Genomic DNA, 18247 nt, shown 5'->3' with positions numbered 1-18247 from the left:
CTTTCTACGCAGCTCATTTCCTGTATTTTCATTGATACGCCTTAGTGACCTGCCAACAGCAGTTCCCTTTTATGTAAGTCGTATTAAATTCTGTGCATCATATCAAAGATTTCTTCTCTCTGACATTTGATGGTAACACCGATTTCCTCACCTAATTTTTCCAGTGCTGCAGAACACTCAGCAAATGGTGTTTTGGATGTATTTAAATCAACAATCATCATCATATTGAAGAATCCGTCAATGATAGTCTGTGAAATATCCAGTACATTGATATGCTGTTCTGATAAATAAGTACAAACTTTTGCGATAATTCCTACAGTATCTTTTCCTACTACAGTAATAATTGTCTTGCTCTGTGTCTTTTCCATTTTGTTCTCCTCTTATTTTTGCTTTCTTAATATTCTTAAATCCGGATAAGCTCAGACACTTCGTCCCGCTTTGCTACCTGGATTGGAAAATCATTTCCGTGGTACGGGTTCTCACCCTGTTCTACTTCCTGGCGCACTGTCTCATATGCCAGTTCTGCCAGATTATTTTCCTTGCTCAGATGCCCCAATACTACTTTTTTAAACTTATCATGCAGAAGCTGCCCTAAAAATTGTCCACTGCTCTCATTGGAAAGATGTCCTCTGTCCCCTAATATCCGCTGTTTCAGAGGATAAGGATAACTGCCCACCTGAAGCATACGCACATCATGATTTGCTTCTAACAATAATACATCTAAATCCTGCAGCTTGTCTATAAGATAATTGTCATATTTCCCCAAATCGGTAATGACCGCCATCTTTTTATCTGACTGTTTCATGATGTATGCCACCGGATTTGCGGCATCATGGGAAATGGATACCGGCTCCACCGTAATATCTCCAATCTGAAATTCCACTCCTGCTTCGATAGGATGAAACAATGTCTCATCTACTTTTCCCACACTGGAAATCCCTTTGACTGCCTCAATGGTCTCTGCCGTGGCATAGATTGGAATTCCATATTTTCTTGCTACCACGCCAAGACCGGAAATGTGATCTGAATGTTCGTGGGTCACAAGCAGTGCCTGCATTTCCGCGGTTTTCAAACCGATACTGTTTAATCCTGCTTCAATGCGCTTTCCACTGATTCCGGCATCAATCATCAGATGGCTGCTTTCTGTTCCTGCGTAGATACAGTTTCCACTGCTTCCACTTGCAATACTGCATAATTCCATTTTCTTATGTCTCTTTCTATTTAGTAATTCTCTTTCCAGTACACTTCAATTTTATCGCCATCCTGCAATACCTGTGTATACTGGGCATCCATGCCATTAATTAAAGTTACAATTGCTCTTCCATGGGATGCTGACAAATCAAAATCAATATAATCAAAAATATCCACGAATACATATTCTTCTTTGCCACTTAAAGTAATTTCCTGATTGTTTGCAATAATATGTAATTCTTTGCTTTCCGGCTCTGTCGGTTTCTGCACCGGTGCATCGGCTGCTGCTTCTGCTGCAGAATCTGTATTCGTTTCAACTGCCGGCTCTGCACCTGCCGTTTGAATGCCATCTGCAACATTTTCATCCGCAGCATTTTCGCCTGTCACAGATTCAGCTGCCACAGAAGCTTCTGTCTCATGAACTTCAGCTGCACTGTCTGTGCTTCCTTCTGTTGAAGCTTCTTCTTCCGGTCCGGCATCAAATCTGTGGTCTGCCTGTCCATAGGAAATATGGCGTTCACCGCTTTCATAGGCAGAAGCACTCCATTCGATTTCAAAGTTCTCATAGCAAAGGGAACCCATATCTGCCGGTTTTCCATTTAAGATAATTCCGGCTTCTTCATCAATCCGCACATCCATAAACTCTGCCAGCTGTCCAATGGTATAGAAGTTTCTGGTTTCGATTTCGTCCCCTTCCTGAATAACATAATTAGAAGGTTCAAGGCTTCCATTGACCTGAACAAATTTCGGACAGGTAATATTGATGCCATTGACCTGGAAGGTAATGGTGGAGGATGTATATTCATCTAACTGTTCAATCGTAGATACGGCTTCTTTTCCAATGGTAGATGCTTCTATGGTAATCTCGGAATTCGGAACCAGTGGTGTATTGATGCTGACTACTCTTCCGTCCACTTTAACAATGGCAGATTCTCCCGGTTCTCCACGGACGATTCTCGGCTTGCCATTTACGGTAAACTCCACTGCCTTGCCCCGTCTTGGGAATAGTGCTTCATTCGGGAAGCCCGCCTGCAATGCAGCGTCCACAATGGTAAGATGGCTGTTATCATAAAGCTTTAAGCGTTCTCCGTTAAACCGGACCATAATGAAATTATTCTTCTGGTCATAATAATTAAGACAGATTCCAATCGGCGTTACCAGTAATGGGTCTTTCTTAATCTCTTCTTGTGCAAAATGAACCTCTTTTAAAACTTCTTCTCCACGTAAAGCTACACGCTCTCTTGGAATTTCAAGCTTGTCTGCAAGCATTTCCGTAAATCCGTGGATTTTGCCGCCGCCGCCAACTACGAAGGCTGCACTGACCGATTTATCACCATTTAACTCTTTGATTTTCTCTGCTACCTCAGTAGTAATCTTATCTACCGTATCATGGGTTAAATCCCAGATTTCTTCGGATGGAATCGTATGGGTAATGCTCATGATATCGGTAAATTCCACTTCATCCGCCATACCGGATGTCAGCTTCATATGTTCTGCCATATTAAAATCCACCAGATAATGCTGTACAATTAATTCAGTCAGCTCATCTCCGGCATAAGGAATCATGCCATATGCAATAATGCTTCCGTCTCTGGTGACACAGATGTCGGATGTTCCGGCTCCCACATCAACCAGTGCAATATTTAACATTCGAAAGGCCTCCGGAATTGCTACGTTGATTGCAGCAATAGGCTCCAAGGTCAGATTGGCAACATTTAATCCAGCCTGCCCTACTGCGGAATACAGACCATCTACAACGTCCTCCGGCAGGAAGGTTACAATAACATCCTCCGAAATTTTCTCTGCCTTATGTCCTTCTATATTGGAAAAGACTTCATCATTGATATAATATTTTACAACAGAATATCCCACACAGTAAAATTTGTAACGGGTATCATTCTTCTCTTTTAAAATCTGCTGGGCATGGTCTACTCCCAGTAAATCCAGAGTATGTATATGTTCTGCAGTTACTACGGTCTCTTCTGCGAATTCATATTCCACGCTGGTGGTCACGGTTTTCAGTACACGGCCAGCGGCAGCAATGCAGACATCGGTAAGCTTTGCCTCTAACTGCCCTTCTAATTCTGCCTTTACTTCTGCAATTGTTCTGCCTACTCTTCCGATGTCATGAATCTGACCATCCAGCATAGCTCTGGTTTCATGCTCTTTCATATACTGGGCTGCCACATAGAAGTCTTTGCCTTCCCGATATCCAACTGTTCCAACTACGTTTCTTGTCCCGATATCCAAGCCAAATACAAATTGATTTGCATTCTGTTCTGCATTATCCATTGGTATTTTCTCCCTCATTCTCTATTATCGTTCTTACCTGTGCAATGGTTTCTTCCGTCGTACCATTATTATCAATTACCACTTTGCAATGTCTGCGGTATTCGTTCTCGCAAAGCTGGCTTTCAAACATTTCACTGATTTTTTCATCACTGTAGCCTCTCGACTGCTTCAGCCTTGCTCTGCGATTCTCCTCTGAAGTATAAATATACCATAATTCATCACAAATTTCATCATAATGTTCTTCGATTAATAATGCCGCTTCCAATACCAGATAACGAAGCCTGCCTTCTTCCTTTTCCTGCTCTAATACATGAAGCACATATTCCTTTACTGCCGGATGCAAAATCTCATTCATTCCATTCCGCCTGGCTTCATCCTTGAAAATAATGGCTGCTGCCTTCGGACGGTTCATCTTCCCCTTTTCATCAAAAACATCTGTTCCCGCAAACAGCTCCTGCAATTTTTCGTTACAGGACTGTCCCGGCTCAGAAAGTTCTCTTGCGATATCATCCGCCAGCATTACTTTCGTATCTTCTCTGCCGGCAAGGTATTTTAATATTTCTGTTTTTCCGGCTCCTACGCCTCCGGTAATTCCGATAAATTTCATAATTTCTGCCTTATCCTATTTTGCTTCGTACCAGTTATTTCCGGCATGCATATCTACCTCTAAGGTTACCGCAAGGTCTGCTGCATGAAGCATTTCTTCTTTCAAAATCTTCTCTACCTGCTGCTGTTCTTCTTTACAGGTCTCAACCAAAAGTTCGTCATGTACCTGTAAAATCAGTTTTGATTTCAAGCCTTCCTCTTTCAGGCGGTCATGCACATGAATCATGGCTATTTTAATAATATCTGCTGCAGAACCCTGAATCGGTGCATTCATTGCCACACGTTCTCCAAAGGAACGCTGCATGAAATTACTGGAGGATAACTCCGGCACCGGTCTTCTTCTGCCAAACATTGTTGTGACATAGCCTTTTGTCTTACCATCCTCTACCAGTCCGTCTAAGAATGTCTTGATTCCCGGATAGGTTTCAAAATAGCTCTTAATATACTGTTCTGCTTCTTTTCTTGTAATACTTAAATCCTGACTTAATCCGAAGGAACTGATTCCATAGACAATACCAAAGTTTACCGCCTTTGCATTTCTTCGCTGCAGTGGCGTTACTTCTTCGAACGGCACATGAAATACCTTGGATGCAGTAATCGCATGAATATCTTCTGCATGCTTATATGCATCAATCAGATTTTTATCTCCTGACATATGTGCCAGCAAACGAAGCTCTATCTGGGAATAATCCGCGTCTAAGAATACATAACCTTCTCTCGGTAAAAACACTTTACGAATCAGCCGTCCCAATTCCATCCGGATTGGAATGTTCTGTAAATTCGGGTCTGTACTGCTTAAACGTCCGGTGGCTGTTATGGTCTGCTGGAATGTACTGTGAATCCGTCCATCCTCTGCAATAAATGCAGCCAGTCCGTCGGCATATGTGGATTTTAATTTGGTCAGCTGACGGTACTCTAATATTTTTGATACAATCGGATAATCCGGTGCCAGCTTTTCCAGTACATCTGCTGCAGTAGAATATCCGGTCTTGGTCTTCTTGCCATTTGGCATCTGCAATTTTTCAAAAAGAATCACACCAAGCTGTTTTGGTGAATTGATATTAAAGGTCTCACCGGCTTCTTCATAGATTTCTTTTTCAATTTTATCTATGGATACTGCAAGATTCTCTCCATATTCTTTTAAGGCATCTGCATCAATAGCAATGCCTTCCTTTTCCATATCAGATAAGGTATATACCAGCGGCATTTCTATTTTATCAAAGAGTTCTTTCATGCCCTCTTCTTCTAACTGCTTTGCCAGCGGCTCTTTTGCCATTAAATTAATATATGCCTGATAACACGCCATTTTCAAGAATTCTTCCGGCTTTTCTTCCGATGATGTGACAAAATCTTTCTTTCCAAAATAATCCTCTTTCGATGGCACCATCAAATCAAGATAGTCTTTTGCAATATCTTCATAAGCATAGTCATTTTTCAATGGATTTAATAAATAAGCTGCTATTTTCACATCAAAAATATGACTTTTTTCATCGGCTTCTATCCATTTAAGCTGTGGTTTTAAATCAAAGGTGCGAATCTCTGTGCCTGCTGCAAGAAGCTGCCTGCTCTGTTCGAATAGATACTGCTCTGTCACAAATCCCGCAACCGGAATATATGCCACATCTTCTTTTGTGCATGCAACTGCAAGTCCAAGCACAACATCCTTTTCATAAATCAACTGGAAGCCTGCTGCCTGCTGCTTCTTTGCCTTTGCAAAAAAATCTTCTACCCCAGCAAAATCCTCGATTCGTTTAAAGTTTTCCTCTCCGGTATTTACCGGTGTGTCCACTTCAAACCGTTTCAAAAGATTCTTAAATTCCAGACGCTTACACATCATATAAGCTTCCGGTGTATATAAATTGCCAATTCTTGCTTCCCTGATATCATATGGGATGTCTGCATCTATCTTAATGGTCGCCAGTGTCTTACTCAACTGTGCCATATCATAATGCTCTTTTAACATCTCTTTCGCACGGTTTGGCTTAATCTCTTCTACATGGGCATATGCATTTTCAATGCTGCCATATGCCACAATCAGGTTCGTGGCTGTCTTTTCGCCGATTCCCGGTACACCCGGAATATTATCTGCGGTATCGCCCATCAGCGCCTTTACATCAATAAACTGCAATGGTGTAACCTGATATTTTTCCAATACCTCTTTGGTATTATAATCTTCGATTTCCGTTCCGGTCCGCCTAGTCTTTGGAATCCGGATCTTAATATGGTCACTGGCAAGCTGCAATAAGTCCCGGTCTCCGGACACTACAGACACTTCATAGCCTGCTGCTTCACTGCGCTTTGCTATGGTTCCCAATAGGTCGTCTGCTTCTAAGCCTTCTTTTTCAATTACCGTAACTCCCATGGCACGCAGCATTTCTTTCATCAGCGGTACCTGCTGCCGCAATTCTTCTGCCATCGGTTTTCTCGTTCCCTTGTATGCATCAAACATCTTATGACGGAATGTTGGTGCATGCACATCAAAAGCAACCGTAAGATACTCCGGCTGCTCTTCCTCTAATATTTTAAATAAAATGTTTAAGAAACCATATACTGCATTGGTATGAAGTCCCTCTGCATTGGTCAAATCCGGTAATCCAAAAAATGCCCGGTTTAATATACTGTGTCCATCGATCAGAACTAATTTTTCGCTCATCTTATCCTAACTTTCCTCATCCATCATCTGGAAGAATTTTGTATCTATTTCAGGGTATGACCGTTTCAAGGAAATCGGCTTACCATTACGATCTAAGAAGCAGTGCTCACTGGCTGCAATGGTACGGAGTTCTCCGGTCTCTTTGTCTGTCATACGATAACGGACACTGAGTTTGATTCCATTGTAACCTGCAATGGCTGTTTCAATGACAACGGTATCCCCAAATCGCACCATGCTCTTATATTCACACTGTACCGACAGCACCGGACTGATAATTTCCTGGTCTTCCATCTGTTTATAGCTGAAGCCCATCTGATCCATCAAGTCCATGCGTGCCTCTTCCATCCAACGGATATAATTGGAGTGATGCACAATCCCCATCTGGTCTGTCTCATAATATTTTACATTGTGCTCATACGGTTTTACCTTAATTGGTGTTACTCCATGATAAATATCAACTCTTGTATCCTTCATATCTGTCACCTTCCTTACGAAACGATTATACTCAAAAAACGAACGACGTTCAAGCGTCGGAGGGATTCTTTTGGAATTATTACGCCTTTTCTATTCTCCAATTACATGAATCTGACACATTTTCATAGTGGTAAGCGCTGCCTCATGGGATTCCGGCGTCACTCCGGCACAACATGTAGCATCTACCGTAATCTCTACATCCGGAAATTCTGCTTTCAAAATCAAGGCATTGGATACCACACAGATATCTGTACAAAGACCGCATAATTCTATTTCTTCAAAGTTTCTCTCCGACCAGTGTGTCCATCCAAAGGTCGGTTTATTAATACAGCTGCATCCCGGCACCTCCAAGCCTTCTGCAATCTCCCAGCCCTTTGTTCCTTCAATGCAATGCTCCACCGGAAGCTTCTTTCCCTCCGGTGTACTAAGATAATCTGACTGATGGGTATCCCTGGTAAAAATGATCTCGTCCCCACGCTCCTGATACTCTTTGATTTTCTCTTTTACCTTCGGTACAATTTCTTGTGCCTCTCTGGTTCCAAGTGAACCATCGATAAAGTCATTCTGCATATCTACTACAATCAGTGTTTTCATATTTGATTCCTTTCATTCCCTTTTACCAATTATCTATCGGAAGTTATTTCTTTTATTATACACATTTTCTCTGACAGTTGCATACCATATCATAAATATCTTATGGTCAACCGCTATGTCAAACTGTACAAATCTTTTTTACCTCTCCACAATTTCCTGCCAGTTGTCCGAATGCCTGTCGACCGATGAACTTACGCTCCTTGCTGCAGACCTGGTGGTATTAAGTGATATGCTTGCAAATCTTGCCGCCCGGAAATCAATCTGTGAGCCTGCTGCTTCTGCGGAAGATGTACCATAACTTACCTACCGGACTTGCCACCGGCAGCCTCTTTCGGATGCCCGACAGCAAAAATGCAGAGAAGTATCTCTATAAACTACTTCTCTGCATTCTTTTATAATGTCTTGGTAAAGCAAATAATTCTGTTTGCTTCTGTAAAATTCATTGCTTTATGAAATAGAACACTATCTATAGTATCCAACCGGACTGGTTTTTGTTCCTTCTACATAATCATACCGCAACTGGCATTGTGCAAAGCCAATTGGAATATCATTTTCATATTTCAAAAAAATTGAGTGTTTCTTTTTTCCATAATTTCTGAGAATTCAGTAATCAGTTCACTGACCGAATGGCTGTCCCACATTTGTACTGCTAAATTTGCCAGTATTTCTAAATCCTGTTTTTCTGCTTTTCGTACCATATTGTTCCTCCAAACCTGAATTGTCTACTTCTTCATTTTTTCGCTCATTTCATGGCTACTTATTACCGGTATAAATGTAAAATCAGTAACATCATTCCAATTCGAAGCCCACTCCTGCAACACTTCCAAACTTTCAGCTTCATTGATTTGATAACAGGTATTACCGTCTTCTGCAACCCGACTGTTGACATAGGTTACACCTGTTGGCATCATCCGCCCTTTTTCATAAAATCTCCTGTAAACAGCTTCTTTGTCTTTATATTTTTCAATTACCATATATAGCATAGTTCCTACCTCCAAATCAGACTTTCTACTTTACTCAACTCCTCTGTAATCTCATTTACACGCACCTCGTTACAATCCCCCATTTTCATCATTTCCAAAATCATATGCTGTCTATTTTCATCTCCCAGTGCAAGCAGAATTTTCTGGCATTGTTCAAAATCTGCCGCCAGCTTATCTATATCTTTCTTTGTATGCATCATTTTACCTCATGTCCAGTTACTGCTTCAAAGTGATATTTGACAATTCCAAGATCTATCTTAGAATAAAATCCTCCAAGATTTTTTGCTGTAACTTTTCCATTTTTCAGTTCCAACTGAAACTTCTGCTGGTTTACGGCAGTAGGTGCAAGACTTACTGCTTCCATACCTCTGTCAAACCATTCTGTACTCTGGTCTGCCTTTCCAAGTTCCACTATACTCTTACTTTTATGTGGAACTCCCTGTGTTTTTCCATATCCCAGTGAAATAATGATTAACAGTTTCTGTCCTCTTTCTATTTCTGCTTTTGATTTACCATGCGTCATTGCTACCCAGCAGGTATTAAGACCAAGTTCCTGACATTTCAAAACAATCTTCTCACCATAATATCCCGCCTTTTCCTGATCATTCTTATTTCCAACAATGGCAATATAATTCTTCACATTTTCAAACTTCCCATAATGAGCCATAAAGGAATTAAAGCACTTCGGTTCGTCATAAAAAGCCTGGATTGATAATTTACTCTCAGCATTGACGTCATTTATCAAAGAGTTGATTTCTTCTCTTTTCGATGGTTCGATAGTCTGATTTTTATACTGTCTTACGCTGTGTCTTTCTTTCATAATTTCTAATATATCCATTACAATATCCTCGCTTTCGTTCATCTAATTAAATCAAGTATATCATATCTTCCCATAAAAAATTCAATGGTAAAGAAAATCAAGACGATTAAAAATAGATAACCATATTTCAGGTTATCTACTCTTAATTTCTGATTTATTCAGTTTTAGAACCTGTAATTGATAAAACATACAACTTCCGGTTTTCCAATTCCATAAACTGGAATTTAACGATTTCTTTTTCCGGTATTCTCTGTCCCACGGATTTCCTCATGATAGAAATAATCTACGATCACCGGATGCCCCTGCGGGACTCTGCCATAAGGCATTTCATTATCCACAAAGGCACAATCATACTTCTTAGCCATTTTCTCAGCTTTTACTTCAAGTGCTTCAAAGTAGCTGCGGTTATGCTTGTTATAGATCTCGTCGTAAAGTGGTACAAGATCAGGATATTGTCCGGCGATATAATCCATAATTGTCTTTTTGAAACCGCCTCGAAGATTGAGATTTTCGAGCCAGAACAGATCGCACTGATTCTTTACCCGCTCAAAGATTGCTTCAAAATCCGTGATACCGGGGAATACCGGGGATACGAAACAGACTGTACGGATACCTGCTTCATATACCTGCTTCATAGCAGTGATACGGCGCTCAATGCTCGAAGCAGAATCCATATCGTTCTTGAAATTTTCATCTAGTGTGTTGATCGACCATGAAACGGTTACACGTCCAAGCTTCTTCAACAGATCAATATCCCGTACCACAAGATCCGACTTTGTGCAGATCAGAATATCTGCGTCACTGCCGATCAGCTGCTCCAGAAGTTTTCTGGTATTCCCGAATTGCTCCTCCTGTGGATTGTAGCCATCTGTCACAGAACCGATGACCACCCGCTGTCCGGCATATTTCTTCGGATTTTTAATTTCCGGCCAATGCTTCACATCAAGGAAAGTGCCCCATTCCTCCTTGTGCCCGGTAAAGCGCTTCATAAAAGAAGCATAGCAATACTTGCAGGCATGTGTACAGCCCACATAGGGATTGACCGAGTAACCGCCTACCGGCAGACTAGACTTAGTCATGATATTCTTTGTTTCCACCTCACGAATGAGGATTCCATTTATTACTTCTTCCATGATTTCTGTACCTCTAACACTTTATTAAATTCTTCCGGCATTTCCTGAATCATATTTTCATCCCCTATGATAGGGACAAGGTCTTCCTTCATAAACACCGGAATGCCGAGCTTATGTGCTTGGTCCGTCAGAGACCATGCCCATTCCGGTTCCGTATGAATCTTCCTGCTCTGAGCTCCGGTCATGGTGCCGACAACGATCCAATTGATTCCGGAAAGGTCAACTGTGCCGGGATCGTCGAATAACGGCTCAAAGGTAACATGGTAATGTTTTGCTCTGACGTTTTTCCGAAGAGCATCGATACGCCACAGTTCTGCTTTCCTCGTCACCGTAACGCCAAACCATGCGTTTTCCAGATCGGTATCAAAATCCAGCAAATCAGGTCGCTTGGTAAGGAACAGGAACTGATGCTGCGGATTTTCACGGATCTTTACAAATACCTCGTCTCTCCATTCCGGCTTCCATCCGGAGAGATCGCTCATGCCGGTAAGAAGAAAGTTCTGCGGACGTTTCTTTTCCATCATCTTAAGCTTACCCGGAAAGAATTCAGGGTCAGCGAAATCATCAATCATATGCCAGCGTTTCACGTTGTTGCGGGCATAGCAATATGTACACCCCACTGTGCAGCCAATGACGATATTCATGTTCTGAATCTGATCTTTGATACAAATACTCATGACTTCTGCCACTCCTCAAGATTCTTTCTGATGCGGTCGAGGCATTCCTCAAACCGGGTAATTTCTTCCTCTGAAAAACCTTTGTAGTAAATACTGCCCATCTCATCAGATACAGAATCGTACTCGCCCTTTAAGGCATGTGCTTTCTCAGTCAGAAACAGGAGTGTTTTCCTTTTGTCCGTTTCAGACTGAACACGGCTTATCAGCCCTTGATTTTCCATTCTTTCCAGCATCGTAGTAAGAGATGTTATCGCTAATCCGCATTTAGTCGAGAGTGACCTGATTGAGATACCATCCTCCTGCCACAGCACATAAAGAATACGTCCCTGAGCTCCATTAAACGCATCAATATCCTTTTCACTGAGAATCTTCTCGAAAATCCGGTCTCCAAGCTGTTTTATTTTGGTGACAAGAAATCCTCCATTCATTTCCATACAAAAGCTCCTATATAGTAGTTTATTAAAAACATACTATATAGGAGCTTTATTGTCAAGAGTTTATATGTCTTAATAGGTAAATTCCGTTTTTTTCAATTCTCCAAACTGGAATTGAGATTTCACCTGTTTTAAGAGATTTAATAACTGTTATATTTTGTTATTAAATTCTCCGCAAACCCTTGAAAATACTGAATTTATCGCAGGTGAGCTTTCCCTTATTGTTTCCCTTGTATTATATCATCGCACCAGTGTTTACGAACTCTGATAAGGGCACAAGAGGTCCAGTGGACCTCTGCTCTGTGCCGACCGAAGCGGCAGCGGAGACCAAGAAATCTGATAACACATTATAACACAAAATGAAAGTGACATGGTGAACTGATTGAAATGCTTCTGATTTTTGTAACAAATGATTGATTGAATGATAAGGAGATAAAATACGACGAGAATAATATTTGCAGAATACAATCCACAGCTTAATAGTATTGATGTTTATATATCTGCTGGCTATATGCTCCGCATTGATTGTTGGGAATCAGAAAAGCATTTAAAGACTACACCAGAATCAGACTGTACATGGGGCGAAGAACACAGGGAATAAAACTTATCGTAATTTACATAAAATACAAGCAGGAGCAAATATCGAAAGTTGTCCTGCTTATATTTTTGTTAAAAATAGGGGCGTTTTTATAGCCCCAATTTTGTCATATACATTCATTATTTCTGCATAAATTCAAACACTGCTTCTTTTGTCGGAATCGCAGGGATGCCACCTCTCTTTTGCACACACAATCCAGCAACTGCATTTCCCAAAACAGCACACTTTTTGATTTCTTCCCATTTCATTTTTTCAACATTCTTATTCATGGAAAGGATACTGCATAATACGCCTCCCCAGAATGAATCACCTGCCCCAGTCGTGTCGACCGCATGTATCTGAAATGCTTTGATGATTTCTTTTCTGCTTTTTGTTGCCATAAGAACACCCTGTTCTCCCAATGTAATGGCTACCAGCTTTGGTCCCATAGCAAGGAGTTGGTCTGCGGCCTGCTCATAACTTTCGGCCTCTGTCAACAAAATACTCTCTTCATCCGATACCTTCATGACATCTACCAATTCTATGACAGATCTCATTTTTTTCACTGCATCCTCTTTGCTCTTCCAAAGAGACGGTCGATAATTCGGATCATAGGAAATAAGTGCACCCGCTGCTTTTGCCATTTTTACCGCTTCAATCGTTGTACTTTCTGCCGGTTCATCTGTCAGCGATAATGATCCAAAATGAAAAATTCTACAACCTGAAATTAATGTCTGATCCAGTTCTTCTTTTTTTAACTGTGTATCTGCACCTGGTTTTCTTGCAAAAGAAAAATTCCGTTCTCCACTTTCACCGATTTCCACAAATGCCAACGTTGTAAAATAACCCGGGTCTTCAACAATAGCATCTGTATTGATTCCTTCCTTTTGCAATGTCTTCTTTAAAAATTTACCATGCATATCGTTTCCAACTTTTCCAATAAAAGATGTGCGATACCCAAAGTGGCTTGCAACGGTTAGAAGATTTGCCGGAGCACCGCCGGGATTCTGTTCGAACAATTTTCTCCCATCCTGACTGTGTCCTGCTTCCGTAAAATCAATCAGCAATTCTCCCAATGCCACGATATCAACTTTTTCTTCCATTTTTCAGTTCCTCCACAATCTCGTTATAACGTTTTTTATTTAACCGGTAGAAAAATAATACAACCGCAGTCACAATCCACAGTGCACCCGGAATCGTCGTAAATGCATGTTTCATAATTGAAAGTACAGCCGCATTCTGTGTCTGATTTGCAATATAGCCACATTTTCCAAGTAATCCTGCTAAAAGTGCTGTTCCAACTGCCATTCCGATTTTATTTCCAAGTGAAATAAATGCATACTGAAAACCATCATTTCTAAGTCCGGTTTTCCACTCCCCATATTCCACACAGTCTGGAATAATTGCATAGATTGCAGTATTAAATCCAGAGAAGAAAAACTGTGTCAGACCAGATAAAGCATAAAAAATAGCCGGTGATTCTTTGGCATTAAAGAAAAACATAGACAACATGGAAATTCCTGTAAATAAAGCAAAGAGAGATGCTGTTCTTCCTTTGTTATTCAACTTGCGGAATAATGGTTGAAAACAGGCTGCCCCGATGATAGAAGGAATAATGATGCACATCGAATAAGTTGTGTAGTAGGAGGCATTCCCTTCCACATATGTAAAGTAATACAGAATATCTGCGTTTCTACCGTACAGTGTAAATCCAAATAATATCTGTCCTGCCAATGCAAGAAGATATGGTCTGTTCTGCATAACCGCTTTCAACTGAACCTTTACAGAAATTTTTTCTTTTTCCGGAGTAATCACTGCCTCTTTCGTCTTCGCAAAGCAGAAGAAATGACAGGCTGTAAAAATACATCCATATATGACCGCAACCGTCAGATATCCTGTCTTTGCACTATGACTGCCGAATTTGCTGAGCAGTGGAACTGTGATAATATTTAACACACCAATTGCAATCATCGCTGCAACCGAACGGGATGTATTTATTTTTGCACGTTCATCAATATCCTGTGTCATAGCACCACACAAGGTTCCATATGGAATATTCACACAGGTATACCCCAAAACCAGCAGACAATATGTAATTACCATATAAATAATCTTTCCATTCTGCGGCCAGTCGGGTCTTGCCCAGAATGTCATAACAAGAAGAATCGCTGTGATTGGTGCCGCTACTAACAACCATGGACGGTACCGTCCCCATCTCGATTTTGTTTTATCTGTAAGTCCCCCGACGATTGGATCATTGATTGCATCCCAGAATCTTGAAAAAAGCATAAGTGCTGACACAGCCGCCATACTGATTCCGAACACGTCTGTATAAAATATCATCAGAAAATTACTGACAAACATCCAGCTGAAATTACATCCAACATCACCAAACCCATATGCAATCTTACTGATCAGCGGTACTTTTCCATTTTTGTTTTCGCTTCCCATATGTCCCTCCTGTTTTTATCAGAGTTTCTGACAGAACTCTATTCTTTCCTCATTTGGTCCCTTAATCATAAAAAACTTCACACCATTTTCCCAAAATGGCAGTTCTTCGATTCCGTCTGTGATAACTGTGTATTTTTCATTGCAGATTTTCTGATATATACTCTCAATGTCTTCCACATCAAGAGCAACATGCTGGTATGCACCGTCTGACATTGCCGCCTGCCCATTTTCAAAAGTCTCTATACAGTAATTTTTTATCTGTAAAAATGCCACTTTTTCCCCTGCTTTTTCATTATAAGTCTGCATAATTACTTCAAATCCAAGACCCCTATAAAACTCAACTGTTTTCTGTAAATCGTTTGTCGGAAGCCCGACATGGGCAACTCCGACAATTCCATATTTATTTTCCATACGAACTCCTTACTTTTCACTGACGTTGATAATTACTTTCATCGTTGTCTCGCGGTTATCATCAATATACTGGTATGCCTTCAGATAATCTTTAAAAGCAAATGTCTTTGAGATAAGCGGTTTCAAATGAACTTTGCCCTCATTTACCAGTCTGATTCCATCTATATAATCATCATGGCGGTACATCATCGTGCTCTTAATGTCAAGTTCGTGGTCATTTGCCACTGCAAGATCTACTTCTGCCATTCCTGCAAAAACAGCCACCAGTACAATCGTGCTTCCTTTTCTTGCATATTTAATTGCCTGTCCCATTGTGATATTGTTTCCGGCACAGTCGTAGATTACATCCGCCTTATCCGGTCCAAATGCTTCGATCATTGCCTCACCAAAGTCTTTATCTTTGGTATTCACACACACATCAATTCCACATTCTTTTGCCTTTGCCAGTCTAAGATCACTGATATCTGTGATCATCACTTTCGCTGCCCCCATTCCTTTTGCTGCCTGTGCTACAAGATTTCCGATCGGTCCCGCTCCAAGGACTGCAATATTCATGCCAGCCACATCACCCATCTGTTTTACACCATGAACTGCCACAGCAAGAGGTTCGATCATAGCTCCTTCTTCATAGGACATATCTTCTGGAATAGGTGTTACTTTAGATGCATCCACTGCAAAATACTCAGATGCTGTTCCTGTCGTTTGAAATCCCATTACTTTTAATTCCTCACAGAGATTATACTTTCCATGACGGCATGGATAGCAGTGTCCACAATATACCTGTGGCTCTATCGTCACCTTCTGTCCCACATGAAACTCTGTGACATTTTTTCCAAGTTCTGTGATCTCACCGGAAACCTCATGTCCCTGTGTTACCGGATATTTTGTAAACGGATGTTTTCCATGATAAACATGAATATCTGATCCACAGACACCAATATTCATAATCTTTACCAAAACCTGATTTTCCTTTACCTCCGGAACCGGAACCTCTCTGAAAATAATTTCTCCTGGATTTGTCATTACCTGCTGTAACATAATTGCTTCCTCCTTTTTTATATTGTTTTATTTTATGTTTTATTAAATGTTTTATTAAAGTAATTACATTATCATCCTTTAAACATATTTTGTCAATATATTTCTCTCAATTTTACGCATTGCACAATTTGCAGATATGCTTTTTGTATATATTTTCTAATCAACGCACAAAAAACGGAAAGAAAACCTCACTTATCGTTTCCTTTCCGTTTTTTTGCTCACACTTCACTCTGTTTTCACACTATAATAATTTATATTTCCATCATATGTTCCGCAAAAAAATATTTCGCAGCTCCAACAGCCGACGCTTCTTTCCTGTACGAACAGTTCTTCAGGTATGAAACATCATGTTCAAAACCATTATATGCCATCACTTTTTCTCCCAAAGGTATCATATAATCTGAGAGTACACCTCCGACATCGCCCCCCAGTATGATATCCATATCATATGCCATCCGTAGATTTGATATCAAAACAGCAAGATGATCCAGATACTCATTCCATATCTGTAAAACCTTTTTATCTCCACTTTCAAGATTTTCCATAAATGCATCCAGCGACTGCCTGTTATCTTCCGTCAGTACACTTGCAGCACAATATGCATCCGCGCATCCTGATTTACCACAATAACATTTTTTTCCACCGGGAACAAGTATCATATGACCAAACTCTCCTGCTTTCTGGTTTTGTCCGCGATACAACTTTCCATCTATGCAGAAAGCACCGCCTAATGTATGATTCAAAGACAGATATATCGCATTGGGATACTTCTGCTTTTTTTCTGCAAGCATGGCTGCATTGGCATCATTTTCAAAATACACCGGCATTCCCACAGCCTGCTCTAAAAAGCGGAGACTATAGTTCTCTATCCCTAACGCGTGGGATTTTAAAACAATCCGTTCTTTCTGATCGATAATTCCCGGGATCGCAATACCAATTCCAAGCAGTGTCTCCTTCGCAGGCTCGTCTGCCAGAAAAGTTTCAACCTTTTGTGCCACCTCTGTACAGTAGGATAATTCTGCCGTAAATTTTAAACGGATGCGGTCTTTTTTTACGATCTCATCTCCAAGATTTACCAGTACCATTTCGATATGATTCGCAGTGATCAAAAGCCCCATTGCATGACAATATGACTTATTAATTCCTATACTTTTTGCCTTTCGTCCGCCTGTCGACGCATACTCGCCCACTTCTTCTAACAGTCTTTTCTCCAACAGGTCATTTACGTTTGCTAACACAGTCGGCATACTCAGATTTAATTCTTTCGCGAGCTCCGCTTTGGACATAACCGGATGATTCAGCACATAATTGATGATTTTTTTTCTTGCTATATTTCTTTTATCTTTATTTTCCGTTTTTTTGTCCTCTTTTATTAAATATTTTATAAAAGAATTATATGCTTTTTTATTCTGTTTGTAAAGGGACGATCCGTTAACGCTAAATATCTTATGGACAACCACTATGTCAAACTGTACAAATCTTTTTTACCTCTCCACAATTTCCTGCCAGTTGTCCGAATGCCTGTCGACCGATGAGCTTACGCTTCTTGCCGCAGACCTAGTGGTATTAAGTGATATGCTTGCAAATCTTGCTGCCCGAAAATCAGTCCTTTGATATGCTATTCTTGCTGTTCCATTTTTTACATATATCGTACCGCATTTTATAAAACCATTCTTTTCAATCAGCCTTTGCATAGTTTTATTATCCGCATGAGTATCTACCCTGATATTTAAAGAAATCTTTTTACAATAGTTTAAAGCACACGGAAACAAGCCATGTACCTGACCATCTCCGGCAAGCCTGTGAATCGTCAGATATGGTTCTTCATTCAGCCAGTTACCGCCCTCAATATGCTTATAAGTAGGTTCTGTACCATCAAACAATGCAAATACCCCGTGGATTCCATTCTTGTC

The 18247-nt window shown here is 40.6% G+C and carries 21 protein-coding genes and 1 pseudogene; 3 read left to right on the top strand and 19 right to left on the bottom strand.

Annotated elements, in window-relative coordinates; genetic code table 11:
* Positions 1-83 precede the first annotated feature (83 nt).
* The 7 genes from DWX96_RS08390 to DWX96_RS08360 all read right to left on the bottom strand — a co-directional run bounded on the left by DWX96_RS08390 (position 84) and on the right by DWX96_RS08360 (position 7810).
* A complete protein-coding gene (locus DWX96_RS08390; RefSeq protein WP_022244074.1) occupies positions 84-368 on the bottom strand; it encodes an ACT domain-containing protein in 285 nt (94 codons plus the stop codon).
* 35 nt (positions 369-403) lie between these two features.
* Positions 404-1201 carry an MBL fold metallo-hydrolase gene (locus tag DWX96_RS08385; protein ID WP_117698746.1) on the bottom strand — a complete coding sequence of 266 codons (798 nt, stop codon included), beginning with the start codon at positions 1199-1201 and terminating at the stop codon, positions 404-406.
* 20 nt (positions 1202-1221) lie between these two features.
* Positions 1222-3483: a cell division FtsA domain-containing protein gene (locus tag DWX96_RS08380; protein ID WP_117698747.1), complete on the bottom strand. Its 2262-nt coding sequence runs from the start codon at positions 3481-3483 to the stop codon at positions 1222-1224.
* A complete protein-coding gene (gene coaE / locus DWX96_RS08375; RefSeq protein WP_022244071.1) occupies positions 3476-4090 on the bottom strand; it encodes a dephospho-CoA kinase in 615 nt (204 codons plus the stop codon). Before coaE ends, DWX96_RS08380 begins: the two co-directional genes overlap by 8 nt.
* 15 nt (positions 4091-4105) lie before the next feature.
* Complete coding sequence (gene polA, locus DWX96_RS08370; RefSeq protein WP_118057238.1) at positions 4106-6742, bottom strand: DNA polymerase I; 2637 nt, start codon at positions 6740-6742, stop codon at positions 4106-4108.
* 6 nt (positions 6743-6748) lie between these two features.
* Entirely contained in the window at positions 6749-7216 is a 468-nt protein-coding gene (locus DWX96_RS08365) for an acyl-CoA thioesterase (protein ID WP_117947003.1), read from the bottom strand.
* A 90-nt stretch (positions 7217-7306) separates the two neighbouring features.
* The gene (locus DWX96_RS08360) at positions 7307-7810 is read right to left on the bottom strand and encodes a cysteine hydrolase family protein (protein WP_118057237.1); all 504 of its coding nucleotides are present in this window, start codon (positions 7808-7810) and stop codon (positions 7307-7309) included.
* A 115-nt stretch (positions 7811-7925) separates the two neighbouring features.
* Between DWX96_RS08360 and DWX96_RS14190 the strand changes: the two genes are divergently transcribed.
* The gene (locus DWX96_RS14190) at positions 7926-8108 is read left to right on the top strand and encodes a DUF6774 domain-containing protein (RefSeq protein ID WP_147337975.1); all 183 of its coding nucleotides are present in this window, start codon (positions 7926-7928) and stop codon (positions 8106-8108) included.
* Between the two features lie 262 nt (positions 8109-8370).
* Here the strand turns inward: DWX96_RS14190 and DWX96_RS14575 are convergent, their stop codons facing one another.
* The 7 genes from DWX96_RS14575 to DWX96_RS08325 all read right to left on the bottom strand — a co-directional run bounded on the left by DWX96_RS14575 (position 8371) and on the right by DWX96_RS08325 (position 11857).
* Complete coding sequence (locus DWX96_RS14575) at positions 8371-8508, bottom strand: hypothetical protein (protein WP_242986207.1); 138 nt, start codon at positions 8506-8508, stop codon at positions 8371-8373.
* A gap of 24 nt (positions 8509-8532) precedes the next feature.
* Positions 8533-8784 carry a DUF3303 domain-containing protein gene (locus tag DWX96_RS08350; RefSeq protein WP_158561833.1) on the bottom strand — a complete coding sequence of 84 codons (252 nt, stop codon included), beginning with the start codon at positions 8782-8784 and terminating at the stop codon, positions 8533-8535.
* Between the two features lie 14 nt (positions 8785-8798).
* Complete coding sequence (locus DWX96_RS08345; protein ID WP_147326044.1) at positions 8799-8993, bottom strand: hypothetical protein; 195 nt, start codon at positions 8991-8993, stop codon at positions 8799-8801.
* Positions 8990-9631, bottom strand: coding sequence for a nitroreductase family protein (locus DWX96_RS08340; RefSeq protein WP_117698757.1), 642 nt, complete (start codon positions 9629-9631; stop codon positions 8990-8992). The genes DWX96_RS08345 and DWX96_RS08340 overlap by 4 nt, the downstream gene beginning before the upstream one ends.
* A gap of 206 nt (positions 9632-9837) precedes the next feature.
* On the bottom strand, positions 9838-10746 hold the full coding sequence (locus DWX96_RS08335) for a radical SAM mobile pair protein B (protein ID WP_118057235.1): 909 nt from the start codon (positions 10744-10746) through the stop codon (positions 9838-9840).
* The gene (locus DWX96_RS08330; protein WP_118057234.1) at positions 10734-11423 is read right to left on the bottom strand and encodes a radical SAM mobile pair protein A; all 690 of its coding nucleotides are present in this window, start codon (positions 11421-11423) and stop codon (positions 10734-10736) included. Before DWX96_RS08330 ends, DWX96_RS08335 begins: the two co-directional genes overlap by 13 nt.
* Complete coding sequence (locus tag DWX96_RS08325; RefSeq protein ID WP_117841969.1) at positions 11420-11857, bottom strand: radical SAM mobile pair system MarR family transcriptional regulator; 438 nt, start codon at positions 11855-11857, stop codon at positions 11420-11422. Before DWX96_RS08325 ends, DWX96_RS08330 begins: the two co-directional genes overlap by 4 nt.
* Before the next feature lie 448 nt (positions 11858-12305).
* On the opposite strand from DWX96_RS08325, the pseudogene DWX96_RS08320 reads away from it, so the two are divergent.
* Positions 12306-12431 (top strand): annotated as a pseudogene (locus DWX96_RS08320) (DUF6061 family protein); the annotation flags it as partial.
* 143 nt (positions 12432-12574) lie between these two features.
* On the opposite strand, the gene DWX96_RS08315 reads toward DWX96_RS08320, so the two are convergent.
* The 5 genes from DWX96_RS08315 to DWX96_RS08295 form a co-directional block, all read right to left on the bottom strand.
* Positions 12575-13537, bottom strand: coding sequence for a carbohydrate kinase family protein (locus tag DWX96_RS08315; protein ID WP_117841971.1), 963 nt, complete (start codon positions 13535-13537; stop codon positions 12575-12577).
* On the bottom strand, positions 13521-14885 hold the full coding sequence (locus DWX96_RS08310) for an MFS transporter (protein ID WP_117841972.1): 1365 nt from the start codon (positions 14883-14885) through the stop codon (positions 13521-13523). The genes DWX96_RS08315 and DWX96_RS08310 overlap by 17 nt, the downstream gene beginning before the upstream one ends.
* 18 nt (positions 14886-14903) lie before the next feature.
* Complete coding sequence (locus tag DWX96_RS08305; protein WP_117841973.1) at positions 14904-15296, bottom strand: VOC family protein; 393 nt, start codon at positions 15294-15296, stop codon at positions 14904-14906.
* A 9-nt stretch (positions 15297-15305) separates the two neighbouring features.
* Positions 15306-16334 (bottom strand): zinc-dependent alcohol dehydrogenase, encoded by a 1029-nt coding sequence (locus DWX96_RS08300; RefSeq protein WP_117841974.1) that lies wholly within the window; start codon positions 16332-16334, stop codon positions 15306-15308.
* Positions 16335-16585: 251 nt separating this feature from the next.
* Positions 16586-17794 (bottom strand): ROK family transcriptional regulator, encoded by a 1209-nt coding sequence (locus tag DWX96_RS08295; protein ID WP_330415590.1) that lies wholly within the window; start codon positions 17792-17794, stop codon positions 16586-16588.
* Between the two features lies 1 nt (position 17795).
* On the opposite strand from DWX96_RS08295, the gene DWX96_RS14960 reads away from it, so the two are divergent.
* Positions 17796-17948: a DUF6774 domain-containing protein gene (locus DWX96_RS14960; protein WP_416390273.1), complete on the top strand. Its 153-nt coding sequence runs from the start codon at positions 17796-17798 to the stop codon at positions 17946-17948.
* The last annotated feature ends 299 nt before the right edge of the window (positions 17949-18247 follow it).

The organism is Roseburia sp. AF22-2LB, from assembly GCF_003461125.1.
Classification (GTDB): Bacteria; Bacillota; Clostridia; order Lachnospirales; family Lachnospiraceae; genus Roseburia_C; species Roseburia_C amylophila.
Note: the sequence above shows the minus strand (reverse complement) of the source record. Positions and strands in the feature narration are given on the sequence as shown.

Bases quoted from the DNA above. Each gene is read 5' to 3' on its own strand.
- DWX96_RS08365 (WP_117947003.1), bottom strand. From the start codon at position 7,216: ATGAAGGATACAAGAGTTGATATTTATCATGGAGTAACACCAATTAAG.
- DWX96_RS08305 (WP_117841973.1), bottom strand. From the start codon at position 15,296: ATGGAAAATAAATATGGAATTGTCGGAGTTGCCCATGTCGGGCTTCCG.
- DWX96_RS08380 (WP_117698747.1), bottom strand. From the start codon at position 3,483: ATGGATAATGCAGAACAGAATGCAAATCAATTTGTATTTGGCTTGGAT.
- DWX96_RS14960 (WP_416390273.1), top strand. From the start codon at position 17,796: ATGTCAAACTGTACAAATCTTTTTTACCTCTCCACAATTTCCTGCCAG.
- DWX96_RS08330 (WP_118057234.1), bottom strand. From the start codon at position 11,423: ATGAGTATTTGTATCAAAGATCAGATTCAGAACATGAATATCGTCATT.
- DWX96_RS08390 (WP_022244074.1), bottom strand. From the start codon at position 368: ATGGAAAAGACACAGAGCAAGACAATTATTACTGTAGTAGGAAAAGAT.
- DWX96_RS08385 (WP_117698746.1), bottom strand. From the start codon at position 1,201: ATGGAATTATGCAGTATTGCAAGTGGAAGCAGTGGAAACTGTATCTAC.
- coaE (WP_022244071.1), bottom strand. From the start codon at position 4,090: ATGAAATTTATCGGAATTACCGGAGGCGTAGGAGCCGGAAAAACAGAA.
- DWX96_RS08325 (WP_117841969.1), bottom strand. From the start codon at position 11,857: ATGGAAATGAATGGAGGATTTCTTGTCACCAAAATAAAACAGCTTGGA.
- DWX96_RS14190 (WP_147337975.1), top strand. From the start codon at position 7,926: ATGTCAAACTGTACAAATCTTTTTTACCTCTCCACAATTTCCTGCCAG.
- DWX96_RS08350 (WP_158561833.1), bottom strand. From the start codon at position 8,784: ATGGTAATTGAAAAATATAAAGACAAAGAAGCTGTTTACAGGAGATTT.
- DWX96_RS08340 (WP_117698757.1), bottom strand. From the start codon at position 9,631: ATGGATATATTAGAAATTATGAAAGAAAGACACAGCGTAAGACAGTAT.
- polA (WP_118057238.1), bottom strand. From the start codon at position 6,742: ATGAGCGAAAAATTAGTTCTGATCGATGGACACAGTATATTAAACCGG.
- DWX96_RS08315 (WP_117841971.1), bottom strand. From the start codon at position 13,537: ATGGAAGAAAAAGTTGATATCGTGGCATTGGGAGAATTGCTGATTGAT.
- DWX96_RS08335 (WP_118057235.1), bottom strand. From the start codon at position 10,746: ATGGAAGAAGTAATAAATGGAATCCTCATTCGTGAGGTGGAAACAAAG.
- DWX96_RS08300 (WP_117841974.1), bottom strand. From the start codon at position 16,334: ATGTTACAGCAGGTAATGACAAATCCAGGAGAAATTATTTTCAGAGAG.
- DWX96_RS08310 (WP_117841972.1), bottom strand. From the start codon at position 14,885: ATGGGAAGCGAAAACAAAAATGGAAAAGTACCGCTGATCAGTAAGATT.
- DWX96_RS14575 (WP_242986207.1), bottom strand. From the start codon at position 8,508: ATGGTACGAAAAGCAGAAAAACAGGATTTAGAAATACTGGCAAATTTA.
- DWX96_RS08360 (WP_118057237.1), bottom strand. From the start codon at position 7,810: ATGAAAACACTGATTGTAGTAGATATGCAGAATGACTTTATCGATGGT.
- DWX96_RS08345 (WP_147326044.1), bottom strand. From the start codon at position 8,993: ATGATGCATACAAAGAAAGATATAGATAAGCTGGCGGCAGATTTTGAA.